Source organism: Novipirellula galeiformis (assembly GCF_007860095.1).
Classification (GTDB): Bacteria; Planctomycetota; Planctomycetia; order Pirellulales; family Pirellulaceae; genus Novipirellula; species Novipirellula galeiformis.
Genome location: NZ_SJPT01000002.1, coordinates 523,604 through 539,999 on the forward strand (window position 1 = coordinate 523,604; position 16,396 = coordinate 539,999).

The 16,396-nt window shown below is 54.5% G+C and carries 14 protein-coding genes; 6 read left to right on the plus strand and 8 right to left on the minus strand.

What is annotated here, in order from left to right; translation table 11 throughout:
• The first annotated feature begins 1,110 nt into the window (after positions 1-1,110).
• On the plus strand, positions 1,111-1,512 hold the full coding sequence (locus Pla52o_RS06980; protein ID WP_146593875.1) for a hypothetical protein: 402 nt from the start codon (positions 1,111-1,113) through the stop codon (positions 1,510-1,512).
• 303 nt (positions 1,513-1,815) lie between these two features.
• Positions 1,816-1,971 carry a hypothetical protein gene (locus Pla52o_RS27335; RefSeq protein ID WP_231612149.1) on the plus strand — a complete coding sequence of 52 codons (156 nt, stop codon included), beginning with the start codon at positions 1,816-1,818 and terminating at the stop codon, positions 1,969-1,971.
• Between the two features lie 672 nt (positions 1,972-2,643).
• On the opposite strand, the gene Pla52o_RS06990 is transcribed toward Pla52o_RS27335, so the two are convergent.
• Complete coding sequence (locus Pla52o_RS06990) at positions 2,644-4,731, minus strand: DUF4838 domain-containing protein (protein ID WP_146593876.1); 2,088 nt, start codon at positions 4,729-4,731, stop codon at positions 2,644-2,646.
• Positions 4,732-4,995: 264 nt separating this feature from the next.
• Here Pla52o_RS06990 and Pla52o_RS06995 point away from each other — a divergent pair, with 264 nt between their 5' ends.
• Positions 4,996-5,370 (plus strand): hypothetical protein, encoded by a 375-nt coding sequence (locus tag Pla52o_RS06995; RefSeq protein WP_146593877.1) that lies wholly within the window; start codon positions 4,996-4,998, stop codon positions 5,368-5,370.
• Positions 5,371-5,492: 122 nt separating this feature from the next.
• On the opposite strand, the gene Pla52o_RS07000 is transcribed toward Pla52o_RS06995, so the two are convergent.
• The gene (locus tag Pla52o_RS07000; RefSeq protein ID WP_146593878.1) at positions 5,493-5,957 is read right to left on the minus strand and encodes a hypothetical protein; all 465 of its coding nucleotides are present in this window, start codon (positions 5,955-5,957) and stop codon (positions 5,493-5,495) included.
• A complete protein-coding gene (locus Pla52o_RS07005; protein WP_146593879.1) occupies positions 5,954-7,696 on the minus strand; it encodes a hypothetical protein in 1,743 nt (580 codons plus the stop codon). Before Pla52o_RS07005 ends, Pla52o_RS07000 begins: the two co-directional genes overlap by 4 nt.
• A gap of 951 nt (positions 7,697-8,647) precedes the next feature.
• On the opposite strand from Pla52o_RS07005, the gene Pla52o_RS26700 reads away from it, so the two are divergent.
• Positions 8,648-9,454 carry a YdeI/OmpD-associated family protein gene (locus Pla52o_RS26700; RefSeq protein WP_197169059.1) on the plus strand — a complete coding sequence of 269 codons (807 nt, stop codon included), beginning with the start codon at positions 8,648-8,650 and terminating at the stop codon, positions 9,452-9,454.
• Between the two features lie 133 nt (positions 9,455-9,587).
• Here the strand turns inward: Pla52o_RS26700 and Pla52o_RS07015 are convergent, their stop codons facing one another.
• Positions 9,588-10,949 (minus strand): alpha/beta hydrolase family protein, encoded by a 1,362-nt coding sequence (locus Pla52o_RS07015; RefSeq protein WP_146593880.1) that lies wholly within the window; start codon positions 10,947-10,949, stop codon positions 9,588-9,590.
• 262 nt (positions 10,950-11,211) lie between these two features.
• Here Pla52o_RS07015 and Pla52o_RS26705 point away from each other — a divergent pair, with 262 nt between their 5' ends.
• Both Pla52o_RS26705 and Pla52o_RS07020 read left to right on the plus strand, forming a co-directional pair.
• On the plus strand, positions 11,212-11,379 hold the full coding sequence (locus Pla52o_RS26705) for a hypothetical protein (RefSeq protein WP_197169060.1): 168 nt from the start codon (positions 11,212-11,214) through the stop codon (positions 11,377-11,379).
• 101 nt (positions 11,380-11,480) lie between these two features.
• Positions 11,481-11,642, plus strand: coding sequence for a transposase (locus Pla52o_RS07020; RefSeq protein WP_197169061.1), 162 nt, complete (start codon positions 11,481-11,483; stop codon positions 11,640-11,642).
• A gap of 7 nt (positions 11,643-11,649) precedes the next feature.
• Here Pla52o_RS07020 and Pla52o_RS07025 read toward each other — a convergent pair whose 3' ends face one another.
• The 4 genes from Pla52o_RS07025 to Pla52o_RS07040 form a co-directional block, all read right to left on the minus strand.
• Positions 11,650-12,318: a DedA family protein gene (locus Pla52o_RS07025; protein ID WP_146593881.1), complete on the minus strand. Its 669-nt coding sequence runs from the start codon at positions 12,316-12,318 to the stop codon at positions 11,650-11,652.
• Complete coding sequence (locus tag Pla52o_RS07030) at positions 12,315-12,980, minus strand: hypothetical protein (RefSeq protein WP_146593882.1); 666 nt, start codon at positions 12,978-12,980, stop codon at positions 12,315-12,317. Before Pla52o_RS07030 ends, Pla52o_RS07025 begins: the two co-directional genes overlap by 4 nt.
• A gap of 758 nt (positions 12,981-13,738) precedes the next feature.
• Complete coding sequence (locus Pla52o_RS07035; protein ID WP_146593883.1) at positions 13,739-15,517, minus strand: YHYH protein; 1,779 nt, start codon at positions 15,515-15,517, stop codon at positions 13,739-13,741.
• 140 nt (positions 15,518-15,657) lie between these two features.
• Entirely contained in the window at positions 15,658-16,392 is a 735-nt protein-coding gene (locus tag Pla52o_RS07040) for a hypothetical protein (protein WP_146593884.1), read from the minus strand.
• Positions 16,393-16,396: the final 4 nt, after the last annotated feature.

Consider the following 16,396-nt stretch of genomic DNA (forward strand, 5'->3'; position numbering starts at 1 on the left):
TGCGAAGTAGGAGTTCACGAATCATTGGCGACCACACCGTCGCAACCCGAGATGCCAATCAGCTGGCGGCAATCGGACCATTGCTTTGGCTGATTCGGTCACGGCGGTGGTTCGGCCCAAGTAGGCCAAATCTCCTTCGCAGCATTGGTTCTGTTTGAATCGAAGTCCGTGCAAACGCAATGCCGTAATCGCGAATCAAGCGGGGATGATCAACCTAATCGCCAAATCCGCTGCGGGCGCAAAGGGAACGGGGCGAATTAGGCTTCGGCTGATTTGCGTCGACTATTTTATCTTCATGTTGGCGAACACAGGGACGTGTGGTTGGCTATAGCCCGGTTCGCTCGCAGGTCTCCACCGTCCATTCTTCTTTGCCGGCGCTTCGCTCTTCGATCACGTCGGTAATGACCGATTCGAGTTCTTTGTGATAAGGGGCTGAGCTGAGTGGGGTACCGCAGCGCGTTTGTGGCTGCAAGCAAGTCCACGGGATACTTTTCCGATCCTGGGTGAAGCGTTTGCATGCTCCCCAGTGATTCTTCGATTCTGTGGAACGGCTCCCGCCTCGCATCGCCGCGGTTCATTGCGGTGAGTTTACTCCTGTCTCTGAACGATGCAGACCTTTCAGGTGATGAGCTTCCGCAGTGCTACCGGAAAAAATGGGTCAATGTTCCCCCAGTTGTCTTAGGCAAAAACATTTGGTTGGTCGATTCATGATTCTTGTCGAAATGCTTTGGCATTAGCTAAAAAAGTCGGGTTCGCGTCGATTGGGGGTCCCCTGATCGGTGCAGGAACGGGGGCCGCTTCGGCTGACACCGTTCTCGACGTGATGATAGCGTCAGACAGGTCCGCCCGCGAAAGCCGCCCGCGAAAGCCGCTCGCGAAAGCCGCTCGCGAAAGCCGCTCGCGAAAGCCGCTCGCGAAAGCCGCTCGCGAAAGCCGCTCGCGAAAGCCGCTCGCGAAAGCCGCTCGCGAAAGCCGCTCGCGAACGGGGGAGATTCGTCCGCGAGAAGTGGCATGGGAGTTGCGGTATCGCAGCCCGTGAGATACCCACAATCGGTCGGTAGCGACTCGATGGGCTACCTATCCCGACGGTTCAGGACGGAGAGATGTTCGATGGATGCCGCTTTGATCGCCTTGACCGACCGCGGAGTTCGCTTCACGTTCCTCGGTGAACCTTTTCGAAGTCGGCAGAAGATCCCGAACGAGGACATTGTGGATATCAATTTCAACAAAGTAGAGATAACCGACGCTGACGTTGAAGCGTTGCTGTCGCTTACGAATCTCGAAGGGATCAGCTTCTGGAAGACCGACGTTTCGGATCACGCGATCGAGCTGATTGCGCAGCTCCCTAAACTCACTCGACTCAACCTGTGCGGGACGCAAGTTACCGACGCATCAGTTTCCACCCTCGTTGGCATGACTCTGAACTACATCGACGTCGCGGACACACAACTCACACCGCAGGGAGTAAAAAGGCTGCGGGCGGGATTGCCCAACGCCGAGATTCTATCGTAGCAGCCCGCTGTCGATTACTGCTGGTCTCCGCCGGCAAAATCCGAGCCAATCCTTTGATCCACGACATTTACCCAGACCGGCTTTCTCGGGGCCAGTGAGACTCTCTTCACACGATTCTGGTTAACCCTTCGTTTGCTCTCTCCTACCTAACAATGAGGGCGATCGCCGGATTGTTAGGCTCGTTACCGAAGCCATCGTTTTCAAACGAGCTCACTCGTGTTCTCTTGAGAATTGGTTCGTCGAGCGTTTCTTGGCTAGAATCTCCGGCGCCACACTCATTCACTTGGGTTCAGAGCCTCACCCATGCTCGAATTCACACCAACTCAAGGCCGATACCTTTCCTACATTCACGCTTACACCAGTGGTTTCGGTTTGCCGCCCGCGGAGTCAGAAATCGCCAAGCCCGGGAAAGAGCGTCGTGCTCTGTCAGCGGTTCAAACGCCGGATAAGACAGTGTGAGGCTCCTAAGCTTCGGATATCTACCAGGGTGGCGAGACTGAACCATCCATGCTGACCGAGACGTGCTCGGTAGCGCACAAGCCATTGGACTTTGAGTCGCAAAAAAGTTACCGTGAGGTAATGCCGCTACCGGTTCGCGTACCGTGCGCGAACCCGAGCAAAACTAAGTTCGGCCATGACAGTGCTTTTCCTCGTTCACGTGACCGGTTGTTGGCAACTGTGGGCTGCGGAAAGCACCCGAGTGTCAAACATCCAAACGACAACCATCCGAGTGTAGGTCCAATCTCGAAACTTGTACCTGATTCCATTGCAGATTTTCAAGACTTCAGGCGAGGGCAAAAGCAGATCAAGGCACAGGGATTTTTCTGATCGCAATTTGCTTTGTACGACTGCTGGGGAATCTGTAAACGGAGCATTCACGTTGGAGTTCCTTGAATGAGTGATGTGGTCAAACACCATTTCAACGGAGCTTCGCCGTGATTTCACACTCAAGCGGGTATTAAAAATTCTAATCGCAGCTGTCTGGCGCTTGTTATCGCACCGGATCGCTCTAGATACGACCGCTTGCTACTGCATGTTGATTGAGACAGCTTGTGCCCTTGCCATTTGTACTGGATTTTTCCTCATCTTGACTCTCCATCCTCATCCGGCCCCGATCATCTACAAGTACTTTTAGGTGTCCAACTCCGCCGTTTTCCGCCATCCGCTCCACAATTCCAGTTGTTTCAGAATGCCGATATTCACAATCAGTTTCGGATGTAGTTCGCGGAAAGAATCAACCGCGGCTTTGGCTTGTAAAAACGTACTTTGAAGCTGCTGGTAGCCGGGAGTTTTGCGCAGCGAATGAAATGCCGCTAATGCTTGCATGCATAAACTTGCATGCTGCAGCCACAGATCGAGATACTCCAAACGCTGCAAAATTGCTTGATTTCCGACCGCTGCGGTTTTCGCATCTTGCAATAACTTAGTTCCCATCACAAATGTGTCCGGCGTGAAAACTTCATCGCCACCCCAACTGATGGTACCCCAGCCGCCGCCTTTGTCGCGGAAGGCCTTGTCGCATTTCAATGTCACGGTTTCCCAGTAGGAAAAGTACTTTTGTATCTGCGACGCAGCGGGACCAAATCCTGCGTAATAGTCATTTAATACGTCATCCACATTTAACGTAGAATCGACGTTGAGACGCGCCATCATGTAATAGTTGGGACTTTGCACGCCCCACATTCCCAGCAGTGCGTCGTAATCATCGGCGATCATGTTGCGCGTCGCCACGTATTTATAGATCTTGCCAAACTCTCGCGCGAAAATATATGGCATGCAATATCCAATCAAATGAAGGTTGGGACGCCAGTATAACTGCGCGCCGGTCGCCGCCCATCCGCTCCATAGCTTTTTGAAAGCGGCCTCTTCTGTGTCGCTCATGGGAAACGCATCGGGCGCGACGATGGCAACGATGACGCGGTCATTCAATTGGGTGGCAACCGGAGGCTCCACGTTGTCGGCGTAGGCATAACCTAATACCGTTGCATTCGGATCGTGCTTTTCACCCTCCTTTTGCAGCGCCAACCAGAACTTCGCATAACGATCTGAAAGCGAAAGCATCGGCTTGTCCGACGTATCGCCGATCGCCTGCTTGCGTTTTTCTTGGTTGGGCAACAGCGGCGCGTTGGGCGCATCCCAAGCGTGGCAATGCGGACAGGTGCACGAAGGATCATCAATTCCCTTGTCGTTTTCCGCTCCGTTGATCCAGGGAATACTGGGCATAGTTTTGCGTGTTTTTAGCCAATCGGCGATGATTTGTTGATGCAATCCTTGGCTCGATGGTAAGCCGTTATTGGAGACGCACATCTGCACTAAATCAGTGCGATTAGGGTCGTGCGCTGCGCGGATGCCATCGGGTCGCAGCGCGAAATAGGTCGGATACTCCTTGCCAAAGCGTTTCCAATAGTGCACATAAGCATGACCATATTCAAAACTCTCGCCGCGTGCGAAACGCTGTCGACGCAGCCAAACGCTTACATCGTAAATGTATTGATCTTGATGTGCTGGATCTATTCCTTTCCAAACATTGAGCCGCGGACGTGAATGAATTAACGTGGGAACCACTTTCTTCTGGCCAGCTAGACCCGCAAAAATCACTTTTGTAGGGCGTACCACCGTTCCCAATTCGCCTGGCCACAGCCATTTGACGCCCACCTGGTTTTCCAGCCAATCGTAAACCGCAAACAGCGAACCCATCGAAACGCCATCATCCAACGGCGGCGCACCGATGGTGAAATTGGCCCAATGCGCCGCACGGCTGCGCGAGGCTGGCTCGTCGGGTTTGCCCTCGCTATCTTTGCCGATTAGCAACACGGCGGTAGCGGTGGTTTTTGTTCGGAAACTGTTGGGCGGCAAATCCTCTACTTTGATGCCCGCACTTTTTGATGCATTTCCCTGTCCGATGTAAATGCGATTTTTGAGAGCGGAAGCATCCACGTCGTTCTCCTCAGCCACCGGAAGCAATACACCGCAGGAATGCTGGACATGCCATTGCAATTCTTGCACCGCATATAGCACCACGTGCGACGGGTTTTTCGGAGTCACGATGACCGCCAGCGGCTGACCCTTTTCCACCACTTTGAATCCAGATGTGAAATCCGGCGAATCCAACAGTTCCGCCAAAGCCTGGGACCGTTGCACTAGCGGAGAGGGCGCTATGACGCCCGCAGCAATAAGGCCGTGAGTGGTTTTGATAAAAGCGCGACGAGATGTTGACATGATTTTCAAGCTTATAGTCGGACGTGGCGCGAAGTGGATTACAGTAGGAGCGATTAAGGTGCCCGAGAGATCAAGGTGTCCCGTCCCGGGTTTACTGTCCGAGGGGGTACGGGGGACGCGATCTTGTCTGAGAACGGACGATCTTTTGCCAGCGGGAAGCGATTGGACGACCTAAACGTGCGGAAGGTGCGGCATGCGATTACCCCATGCTCAATCGTGCGAATTTTCGCGTCCCCCTCTTCTTCCATAAGCCAGAGGATTGCGATGCGTTTGAGAAGTTTCATTGCGACGCAATCGATCGCTTCGATATGCGGATTATCAACCATTGTATCATACAACATCATCGACATTTGGTGGTCAGTCCCGCTTGCTGGTGGCGAGATGGGCAGGTCTCTGCACTGGGGCGGACTGACATACACGCAGCGTCACCACGCTCATTATCGAACCGTAGGGGGTGGCATCTCTACCGGGGTCGATACAAAGCGTTTCTTGCGCGAAGACGCCGGTTACTATTGGACTCTGAGCCGTTACATTCATCTGAATCCCTGTAACGGCGGTCACCCATTGCCAGCGGATGCAGAAACCTGGACGTACAGCAGCTTTGCCGGCTATGCGCGGAAGAGCAAGCGAGTCGACTGAGTACGCCAAGTTCCGCAGCGGCGGGACGTTACATGGCAGCCTGGCTATGCCGGCGTTAACAAAAACGGTACCGGCCACCTTTCTTTGCTCGGCACCTTTTCTTCGCTACGTCAAGCCACTCTCTATGGGGACGTGACGGCCAATTGCGTGGCCTGAGACTCTATCCATTGGAGCAATTCGTCATGGACAATGATCTGTACGTCGCTCACTTGACTCAACGTGAACTGAGCTGTCTTGCCGATCAAGTACCATCGCTTCGGCTCGATATGGCTATCGCGAAAGGGAATCAATAGCGGAGGATGAAAGACATGAAAGGGAGGCATCAGCCGAAGCAAAATTCCCTCGGCGGTAACTCCCACCGTGGCGATGCCTTTGTATGAGTTCCACCCAATGTCGCCTCCCACCAAAATAACCGTCTGCATACTTCGTGTGGGGCAACACTCTGACGCGGTGCATTGCAACTTGTCGTGCGCGCGGTACGCCCGTGCAAGGCGGGACCATCGACGGGCGTTGGTCTTCCATAGGACGTACAGCAAGGTGATCAAGACGCCGCATCCTACCGCGTTAAGATACAGTTTCTCTATCATGGGTCGTCCTTCGGGGCTTGTTCGTAGCGTCGAAGCTTGTCGGCGACTCGGCGATGGGCTTTCTCGACCGACTCGGAAGACTGATTCGGGAACACTGGCAATTCCTGGATTTCAACGCCCATCCGAGTTAACGCAAGTCGCCACTGATCGGCGTCCTTAGCGCTCTTCAAAATGGGCGACGGACGGCGAAGGAACAGTTCACGGATCCTTGGCGTCGCAGCCGACGCTTGTGGCCCCAAACGAATCAAGGCCACGCGGATTCCGTCGATCAATGCACGTCGTTCCTGCCAAGTGGGTAGTTCGATCGCGGTAGTCAGCGCCGCTTCGAGCATCGGCATCGCCCGCTGCGGGTCGAGGTCTGACAGATTCCCGATGAACGGCGCAGCGTCTTGATAGATCTCGGGTGATTCCCAAATCTTAAGGTGCGATTCGTTCGGATCCGCAAACGTCCCCGCTGGCAAGCTCGCTAAACCTTCTGCTAGCCGGCGACGCAAGCTAGCGGATGTGTGGTCCATTGTGATTCGCTGTGCGTAAGACTCCCGCATCGCCAATGGTGTTTTATCTTTTGAAAAGACATTCTTGATTTGTTCATCAATGTTGCTCACGCGATCATCGGCCAGGATTCTCGCGATCAGCGCATGGTCGTGCGGCGCGGCGTCAAAGAAAAACAGTCCGAGAAACTGTCGTGCAAGGTCTAGCCGGACCGCTGTTGCCTCAGGGTCATCGAGTGCTTGTTCTACCTGATCACGCAGCTGGATAAGCGCCGTCGGATCGCAACGCGGCAGAGGAAACTCGATGGCTGACAGCAGAGCGGATTCCGGTTTCAGTGACCGCTCGCCAGCCTCCAATCGTTGTTGCCCGAACTGGAACGACGCACCGGAAATCGTGCCGCCGCCACCGTGCAGTCGAAATCCAATGTAAAACATGCGGGCTGGTACGTATTGCTTTCGATAAGTTTTGCGAAAGCGAACGGTGCCATTCGAATCGACAATGGTGAGACGACGGAGGGTCGATTGCCGTGCGTTGGCTTGGTTTTCAATGCGTATGACCCAATCGGCATCGTCAGCGGCAACGGGGGCAACATTTCGCAGACGCTCGTGCTGAGTCAATCGTATAGCCCAATTTGCCTCAACGGCTTTGGCTGCCTTTCGGAGTTTCACCCGCGGGTACATCTGAATTAGCGGCCCGAATTCACGGACGATCTGGCCTGCCTCGTAGGGGAAGATTCCGGCGGTGGAGTTCGCTTGGGCGGATACCAAAGCATAGGCGTCCGATCGCAGCCCGTCGGACTGTTTGTCTCGGCCGACAGTGACTGCGGTGATGCTTTGAACACCTGGCGAGTCGAGCACGGCAAGGCAGAGATGATCACATTTGGGGTTCTCCCGGCGATCAAGCATTTCAAGTCGTACGTGGCCATCGAGCTTAATGGGGCGTGGCGGTGTCACATCGAGCAACCGATGCGCTTCGTATTGTGTTATCGCCGCCATACGAAACGGTTGCATCACGGCCCAGCCCAACAGGATCGCTACACAAAAAGCCGTTGCTGTGGCCGCGACGGACGTAGACATTGGCAACAGCCGACGAACCATCGCCGCAACGACAAGATATACAAACACCGAGGGGGCGATTGTGAGGATCAAGCCTGGAATGATCAGAAAAAAATAGCCTACCACCACCAACGTCGGAGCTGCTATTGCAAGTGCGGCTAAGAGTCCGGTGATAATAAGTGCGTATTTCATCCGCTTATTCGCTACAGGAAACCACTCTGCGCGGTGCAACCGCTTCAATCACAACAACCTTATGCCTGGCCACACGTCAGCGTGCCATGGCTGTCACCAACTTTAGCTTGGGGTTAGTCAGAGGCATCGAGATTATCGCCATCCTGGTGCGACAGCATGGGACGCATAAACACATGATGGTCAACTTCAGTAAGCGTTCAGTGCTGCATTCACTGACGCCGCCAACGCGTTCCACTCCCTTATAAAGGTGCAAGCACTAAGATTTTGAATTCTGGGACTTTGTTCAACCACAGTGATTCGTCGAGGACCTCCGGATGCATGAGGTAGTGAGATGTATGCATTTACATGTAGGTACACAGGTGGGGCGCCCCCTCGCCGCTCCGGCTCCACGTTCATTTCTTTAGAGATCAGGAAACCAACGTCTAGGCTGGCATGGATCCACGTGAATTGACGCGATTAATCGTGCTTCAACCTTTCGAGCAACGGAGATTTGTCGAGCGATCACGTGAATGCAACGGTTTGCCGAATCGCTTTAATGCAGTTTAAAAGCAATGGCGTCATCCTCGCCATCCTCAGCCGATTTTGGATGCAGGCTCGGTAGTGTGGGGACGCTCGGCATCGTCCGCGATCTCAGAATCCAAAGCGTGAACGACTTTCCTGCGGCTGCTCGAAGCAGCCAAGGGCAAGCGAAAGCCGAGAATTTCCGTTTCGTCCCCCCTTATTTGACGTCAGGTGCTCGCCAATCGGAGGCATTTTCCTGTTCTTTGTTCTGACGTTGCCCGCTGGGTGCAGGTGTTCGGTTTCCACAATGACTTCATCGCAGGTTTCGAAGTCGAGTTTTCGTTTGCGTGGCTGGGATAATGAACCGACCTTGGTATGTGGGCTCTGGCAGGTTCGATAGATCGCCTAGAATGGGTTCCCACATTTTTCGAGCCGGCAATTTGAAACACCATGAGTGACTATCCTTACAACTTCAGCGCGAAGATCGTGAGATACGACTTCGGCAAAGTCGTCTTTTCGGTCGTCTATGTGCCGAAAGAGATCGTATCGCTGCTGGACTTCAGCAAGTCAAAGCGTTTGCGAATTGACGGCGAGATTGAAGGCATTCGCATCGAAGGGGCTTTGATGCCCACCAAGGGCAAGTGGTACCTGATGGTGTCAAAGAAACTTCAAAAGTTATGCGGTGTGACACTGGGGGACCGCGTACAGGTGTCGTTCGACATTGGCAATCAAGACGCGATCACAGTGCCGAACGAGTTGCAATTTGCCTTGGAGGCCAACGACGCGGCGAGGAAGGTGTGGGACGATTGGACGGCGGGCAAACGTCGGGGCTTCTGTTACCGTGTCGCTTCGGCAAAAATGCCTGAAACGCGAACGCGACGTGTCGAAGAAACGATTGATTTCTTATTGGCAGAAAAGGAAAACACAATGACCGAGGCGGAGAAAGCGAGCTTGATCGATTGGCTCGATTCGCACGTCATGTCGGCGGTTCCGAGAGCGATAAAGATTGCGAAGTACGGCGGGACACTCTACACGCTGAAGCCAGACGAAAAGGAAGGTCAGTTCTGCGGTGTTTTTCCTTACAAGACGCATGTGCAGTTGTCGTTCGCCCATGGTAGCGATCTGGACGATCCTGATGGCCTTCTCGAAGGCGGCGGCAAGTTCCGCCGGCACCTGACGTTCAAACGCCTCGATGACGTCGATGCGAAAGCCGTCAAGCGATTCGTGAAGGCAGCGTCAAAGATCGGGGCTGAATAGACATAGCCAATGAACGGGAGAAAAGGTCGGCCAGCGAACCAGATCACTCGAATGACGAGTTCGCTCGCTGCCCCCCGCCCTCGGGTTCGCGGGGTTACCGAGCGCGTCCTCGTCCCCGCGTCGTTTCATTCTCTCACTTCTGCAGTGCTTGCACGGCCTCGGGCGGCGCTGGCGGATAGTCTTCACTGGGTTCAGGCAGTTGGAATTGGCGACTCAGCCATGGAATCGCGAGATATCCTTTGAAGTAATGGTGGGCAGCATTCACATTGGCATGGTCCAACCATTCGGTCGCGTTCAGACCCTCCGGGATGGGCTTGCCATCGCGTCGGTCGGCCGGATCACTGTATTTCGGATAGTAGTGGATCGAAACGTTTTCCGAAGCCCCGGCGATCTGGTACGCCTTGCGCACGAGGTTCAATGAATGAGTCGGCCCGCCTTCGGTCACGATCAGTGGACGCGGCGCAAAGGCGGCGACCAAATCAGGATAATCGAACCACTCCCATAGGCCGGGAATGCTGTGGCCAAGCCAGTTCGCCGCCGGCCGAACGCCGCGTTGGTTGGGCATCGTGCTGACTTTCGCCCGCTGGAGCGTGGCGGCAAGGTAATCATTCCACACGATGCCTTGTATCTGCGGGTCGAGCACGGCCAGCACCAGCAGAGGCTCCGTTCCGAGTGAATGACCACTCACGGCAACGCGTTGGGCGTCGACGTGCGGCTGTTCGCGCAGCCACGTCAGGATCTGACGCTTTTGAAACACGGACAGGGCAATGAAATTGCGGCCCATGTCGATGAGGTAGCGGGAAAGGGTGCTGCGATCGTCCATGGTGCTGCCGCGATACTTCGCCAGGTCGGAGAGTTCGCCGGTTCCTGGATGGTCGACCGCCACCGCGACAAATCCGGCTCTGGCGAATTGCACGGCCTGCTGATTGCGCTCGGAGTGAAGCCAGCCGTCATGATTGCGGTCGTCCGGCTTGAATGCCGCCAGCGGCGGCTCTCCGGCCAGGTTCTCTTTGGTGCCGGATGAACCCGGTATGCACATGATCGCGGGCGCGGGTTTGTCGGCCGTCGCGTTTTCCGGGATCAACACGAGAAAGGGAACCACGCTGCCGGGCTCGGGATAGAGCTCCCATTTCTCCAGCACATAACCTTCGCGTTCCTGAGTCCAAAGCTTGTGCGGTGGAGGTTGAGGAACCAGTTCGGGGAAGTTCATCAACTCCAGCAGCTTGGCGCGCACCTGTGACCGCCACTGTTCGAATTCTTCCGACGTGAACTCCGGGTTGAACGCCAGTTTGGGTTTGGCGTTACGCAGCAAATGCTGCTGGAATCCTCGTGTGCTTACATGTCGCCCATCAGGCCGCCCACTTTGAATGACGCGTTCTTTGTTGATGTCCAGCTTTTGCCCGAAGGCAGGCATGACCAGTGCGAACATCCACACGGCGATGGCGATCGTCGCGGGACGTGCCATGCCCCGCCCGTGCAGTTGAGTCTTTTTCATAATATCTCCAGGTGTCAGTCAGATCGGTGAGAACTTCACTTCCAACGCAGGCTCCAAAGCTAGAGCAATTTGAGGAATGACGTAGGTTAAAAAAGTAGCTGCGTTCGCCAGAACGTGGGCCACCGTCTGGCGACGGTAGCTACATCAAAGATGAAAAGGCGCTAACGTACGGATGATTGCAATCATTTGAGAACCAGCCTTTGGCACTGGTATTGATTTGCGTACGACATCATCCAATTCCAGAAACCCTCGACTAACCCTGATGAATGTACCAGACTATCGAGGCAGCGATGAGATTCAACCCGCGATTAAAATTGTCGGCAATGCCGTCCGCGGACATCTCGGTGAACTCGTTCGTTCCACTGGGGAAGAGACGTTAAACCAATTGCTCGATGCCGAAGCCGGTCCGCTCTACGGGGTGAAACGCTAGGAAGCGTCAGCCGATCGATTCGACACTCGAGCGGGTTCCTACAACCATGACTTAGAGACCCACGCAGGAAAGGTTTCATTGGAGGTCCACGACGGCGCAGTTTGCCTTTCCAGACACAGATAATCAAACACCACAAGCGGCGTGAATCCAGTGTCAATGAAGTTTTGCTGGAGATGTGCCTGGCCGGCGTTTCCGTTCGCCGCGCAGAAGACATCACCGAGTCACGAGGGGGCACTCACCTCGACTCCATTAATGGCTGTTGAGAGCCTCTCAGCGTTGCAACTCTTGAATGTCGAGTTCTTTGCTTCGATCTTTGCGTTTCCATTTTCTGAAACGCTCTTGTGTTGGAAATCGTCGCCCGACCAAAAAATACGCGCCGGCTAAAACGAACACGATGCCAACTAGCAGTCCGCTAAAGTCACTGGCCAAACTGCCGATCACCTCCCATTGACTGCCAAAGGCATAGCCGAGTCCGCCGAAAACGAGAATCCACGTCACTTCGCCTGCCACATCGAAGGCAAGAAAACGGACAAAGGGATAGCCACCGCCTCCCGCTGCCAAGTTGGTGGGAACGGCGAACGCGGTGAGCATCCAGCGAGTTAGGTAGATCGCGACTCCACCCCGATTGAGCATTGCTGATTGCGCACGCCGCCACGTGCGACGCTTACCGAAATGGCGTTCGATGCCAATGCGGGCATAGCGCCCCATACCATACGAAACCACATCACCGAGTACGACACAGGCAAGCACGCAAACGGGGGTCAGCGCCACATCCAAAACGCCTTGTCGCATGAATGCTCCAGCCGCGATGACAAAGAGAGTACTGGGCAGTGGAACTCCTACTGCGGCGGCAAAGATGGATAGCCCCAACGCGAGCAGGCCGTACGCTGCAATCCAAGTGAGGATCTGTTCAATCAGCGGGGTCAGCGACAGACTCATTGCACTTCCTGTACCTGTCGAGTGATGACGGCCTTGATATCCTCAATCAGTCCGCGGGGGCCACGAGGATATCGCAGTTCGTGGGCCAACTCCTCCAAGGGTTTGTGGATGTAAACTTCAGCGTTGCTGGCCGATTCATTTGAGGGTGATTCCTGCTCAGCAAACTCGTCCAGTCCTAGTTCGTCAACCATCGTCGTTGTCGGTATCCCTGAGCTATTCGCGATATACTCAAGTGTCATCCAGGGGCGTACGTCGCTTAGACCGGTCGCAACAGGATTTTCGTGATAGGCCAGAATAATCTGGCGTAGGCGATCGATGACGGCCGGGTAATCTCCGGTCTCCGAAGGCCCTAAACGGAGTTCCTCGTTCAGGTGCTTGACGTCAATGTTGCGACGGCGTTCGTTTGCGTTGACCCCCAACTCAGCGTAGATGTACTCTTGAGGGACCGCGTAGGCTGCGGCAATAAAATGAATCGTCATCCAAGGGTGAATGGCGTTGACGTCCGCGTCGCCCGTGTCAAAGCCCTGTTCTTGGATGAATCGCAGTTGTCGATAAGATTCCAGCGTTCGAGCGCCAAAGTAGAAAACCAAGCCAAGCCCGACCAAGACGAGGGCAAATTTCAATAGCTTTTGCCTGGCAATGATCATGTTCTTTTTTTTCATTCGCTATTTGTAGACACCGCCGAATTGACGCTCAGCGACATTAAAAATAGCCTCCTAGAAAACAGAGTCCGATACCCTCGTTGGATTTTGCAAGTCGAACTAAGGCCCATCGGATGTTTAAGTGGTGGTCGATGTTACGTAGCTACCGTCACCAGACGGTGGATCCACGCTCTGGCGAGCGTAGCTACGACAGTTATTGTGGATCCACGCTCTGGTGAGCGTAGCTACGACAGTTATTGTGGATCCACGCTCTGGCGAGCGTAGCTACGACAGTTATTGTGGATCCACGCTCTGGCGAGCGTAGCTACGACAGTTATTGTGGATCCACGCTCTGGCGAGCATAGCTACGACAGTTATTGTGGATCCACGCTCTGGTGAGCGTAGCTACGACAGTTATTGTGGATCCACGTTCTGGCGAGCGTAGCTACGACAGTTATTGTGGATCCTCGTTCTGGTGAGCGTAGCTACGACAGTTATTGTTCCGACGGTCCTTTACGTAGCCTAGACTACGTTTTGCCGTTTCTGCAGAGGTGCTTAAACCGATGATTGTTTGACACATCCGAACACCGTTTTGACGTCTTGTCAATACAATATGGCGACCTAAAGGTCGTGTGGTTGGCCGTAGCGTGGGGGCGGCCATAGCCCGGTTCGCTCGCAGATCTGCTCTGTCCATTCGTGCTTGCCGTTGGTTCACAACAGGATCGACGTTTCGCAGGTATACACCGAACGACCTGCTTACTGCATTACGATGTGAGTCCCTATCGTTCGTAGAGAACATCGATCGTTGCTTCGCCAAGCAGAGTGGTCTTCATTGCTTTTCGCAGGTTGGCTCTTGTCGCCTCTCGCGGCGAGATCACGAGTTTTGATGAGAGCGCAGAGACGGTGATGTGATACTTCTTCAAGCCAGGACCTTTGGAGCACATCGGATCGTAGTTAGAGCTGCCCTTGTCATTTATACCAACCTTGCCGACGCCCTGGGAGTTTTGCTTCAGCGACGTGACGTTGGCCGGAATGTTGTATACAACCCAGTAGGATTTCTCCTGGTCGGGAGCCGTGTGCCAAATGCTAACCGCAAAGGTTTTCGTTCCCTCCGGAACTCCTTTCCAAGCGACCGCCGGTGAGTGCGCGGCACCGTCACACGTGCAGTCGCCCGAGAGAAAATGCTTCTCGTCCACCGAAGTGCTGGTCACTTCAAATCCGGGAACACTCGTGCGTGACATCGAGGACAGGTCTACGGGCGGATCGACTCTAGCGGGTCCGCCGCGAGGGGGACGATCTTGGTTGCCGTCGCGTGGCGGTGGAGGTGGTTGCGGCGGACCCCCACGGCGTGGGCGATCATCACGCGGCGAGTACGACTCCGTCGTCTTTCGACCGTTCGTGTCGACGAAGACAAAATCGGCCGAACCGTTTTCTCCAAGGGTATACGAAACGGAGCCCTGCATTCCACGGACTTCGTAGACGAGCCGATAACTTTCCGGTTTCGGTTGAGTGAACTCTGTAATCTTCGCATCACGCAATGGACGCAAATCAGGTCGGATCGGTTGGGCTCGCGGTTGCGGATCAACCTGCCCCCCACGCTCGGTGACTTCACCATAAAATCCGCCATTCAGATAGGGGTAAGTCTTGGTGGCGTGGTAGTGATATTGACCGTCCGCATCTTTATGCCCTCCCAACGTATCAAGCGGTGCAAAGTCGTCTGCCTGCTCGTCCTGGTATCCGAAAATGGGATAGCCGTCCAAAGCGTAGGCAATCGGCTGGGCTTTGCCCGTTGTCTCTTCGAGATGCACCGGAGCGATATGGTAGTGATAATCATCCGCTCGACCGCAGTGGCCACCGTACTCATCCAATTCACCAAACAACAGGGCATCGTCGCCTCGATTGTTCAGCGGATTGAAGATCGGGACACCGTTAACCGCCAGTGCGATTGCTCCACGCAGAAAGTTGTCCTTCGTTGACATTGGCTGCTTCGCAGGAACCGGGTGCAAAGGAATCTGCCAAGCGTTTTTGCCAAAGTACTTCTGAGGTATCGGGACTTGTTGCTGCCATGAACGAATTCCGATCATCATCGGATGGTCTGGCATTCCGTTGGATCCAACATAAAAGTAATCATCGTCCCAACGCAGATTCAACGTGCTCGCGAACGGTTGGAAGTGTTGGTTGATCAATGGCATGGGGCTGGCCTTCTCCTTCGTCTGGATTCCGTCGCTGTTTGGCGGATTCTGCATGACAAGCCGCAGCGGACGATGCCGGTTGAGCGTTTCGATTGCTTCGAGCCGATTCGCGATCCAAGCTTGGTCGGATGCGATCAAGCGTTCAATCTTGAGAGTGACCAGCCGGTTATCGCCAAGACGGAATTGAACGTCTTCATCGGACGCGGTGACGAAGGTGCCATGCAAGTGGGCACCTTCATCACTGAGGGTCCAGGTCCGTGATCCCTTGGCGACTTCTGAGTCGCCATAATGGTAACCTTCGTGAGCCAATAGGACGTGGGGGACCGCCAGCATCACTGCAATCGCAAGCACGGTGCAGTTCAGCATCCTTCGATCCACTCTTCTCGTAGTGGACGAGGCGACGAGCCCTACAGCGCGCGGCTCGTCTTCTTGTCCATTGCAAGAACCACCATATGTTCGCTCACCGTCGATAGCAGCAAGGACGGTTCGATATGCGTCTTTTGATCTCATCGCTTTGGCCTTTTCGGTGGGGAGTCAGGAACAATGTTGTTTAGGTTTGAGAAGTCGGGGCGAGATTTCCCATCGGGAGCTGCGGTGACGCGGTGACGGAAGATCACCGTATTGTCGAGTTCGATGTCATCGGTCCAAATGAATTTTGCACCGCTGAAATCGTGCTCAAAGAAAGGTTCCTTCGGGCCAACTTGCTGCTGCGAATACTCCTTCGCGAACCCCCAGGATTTGTCGTCGAAGTCGGTCTCGTACCAGCCGTCCGGAATCGGCAGATTTCTTACTTTTGGATTTCGGGTGTCATGATCGATCGGTCCGTGAGAAAACGACTTGGCTTTCCAAGTCGCATTGGTGACCGTGCCGTCACCAAACTTCAGGATGAAGCCTGCGTCACCAATACTGGTATTGGCGTACTCCATTCCGGTTTCTGAATCGGCATTGTCTTTCGCCATGACCGCAATCGTCATCGGATACGCTGGCAGAATATCGACGCTGACAACGTTGTGCGGCATGAATTTGATCGAGTCGACCGCGATATGCTCGCCGTTGATGTAGAGAGTAAACCAATTGTCGGCGTACACATTCGCTTTCACGGTATCGCTGATCCTGGGTTTACCGAGCCGATTCGTTCGTGGTCCGTGATTGGCCGGAGGCTGCGCCCAGACTTGGAACGCGACGTGCGTTGTGTAGAAGCATGCTGCGACACCGATCGCAATCCAAAGGAAACGTTTCATATCT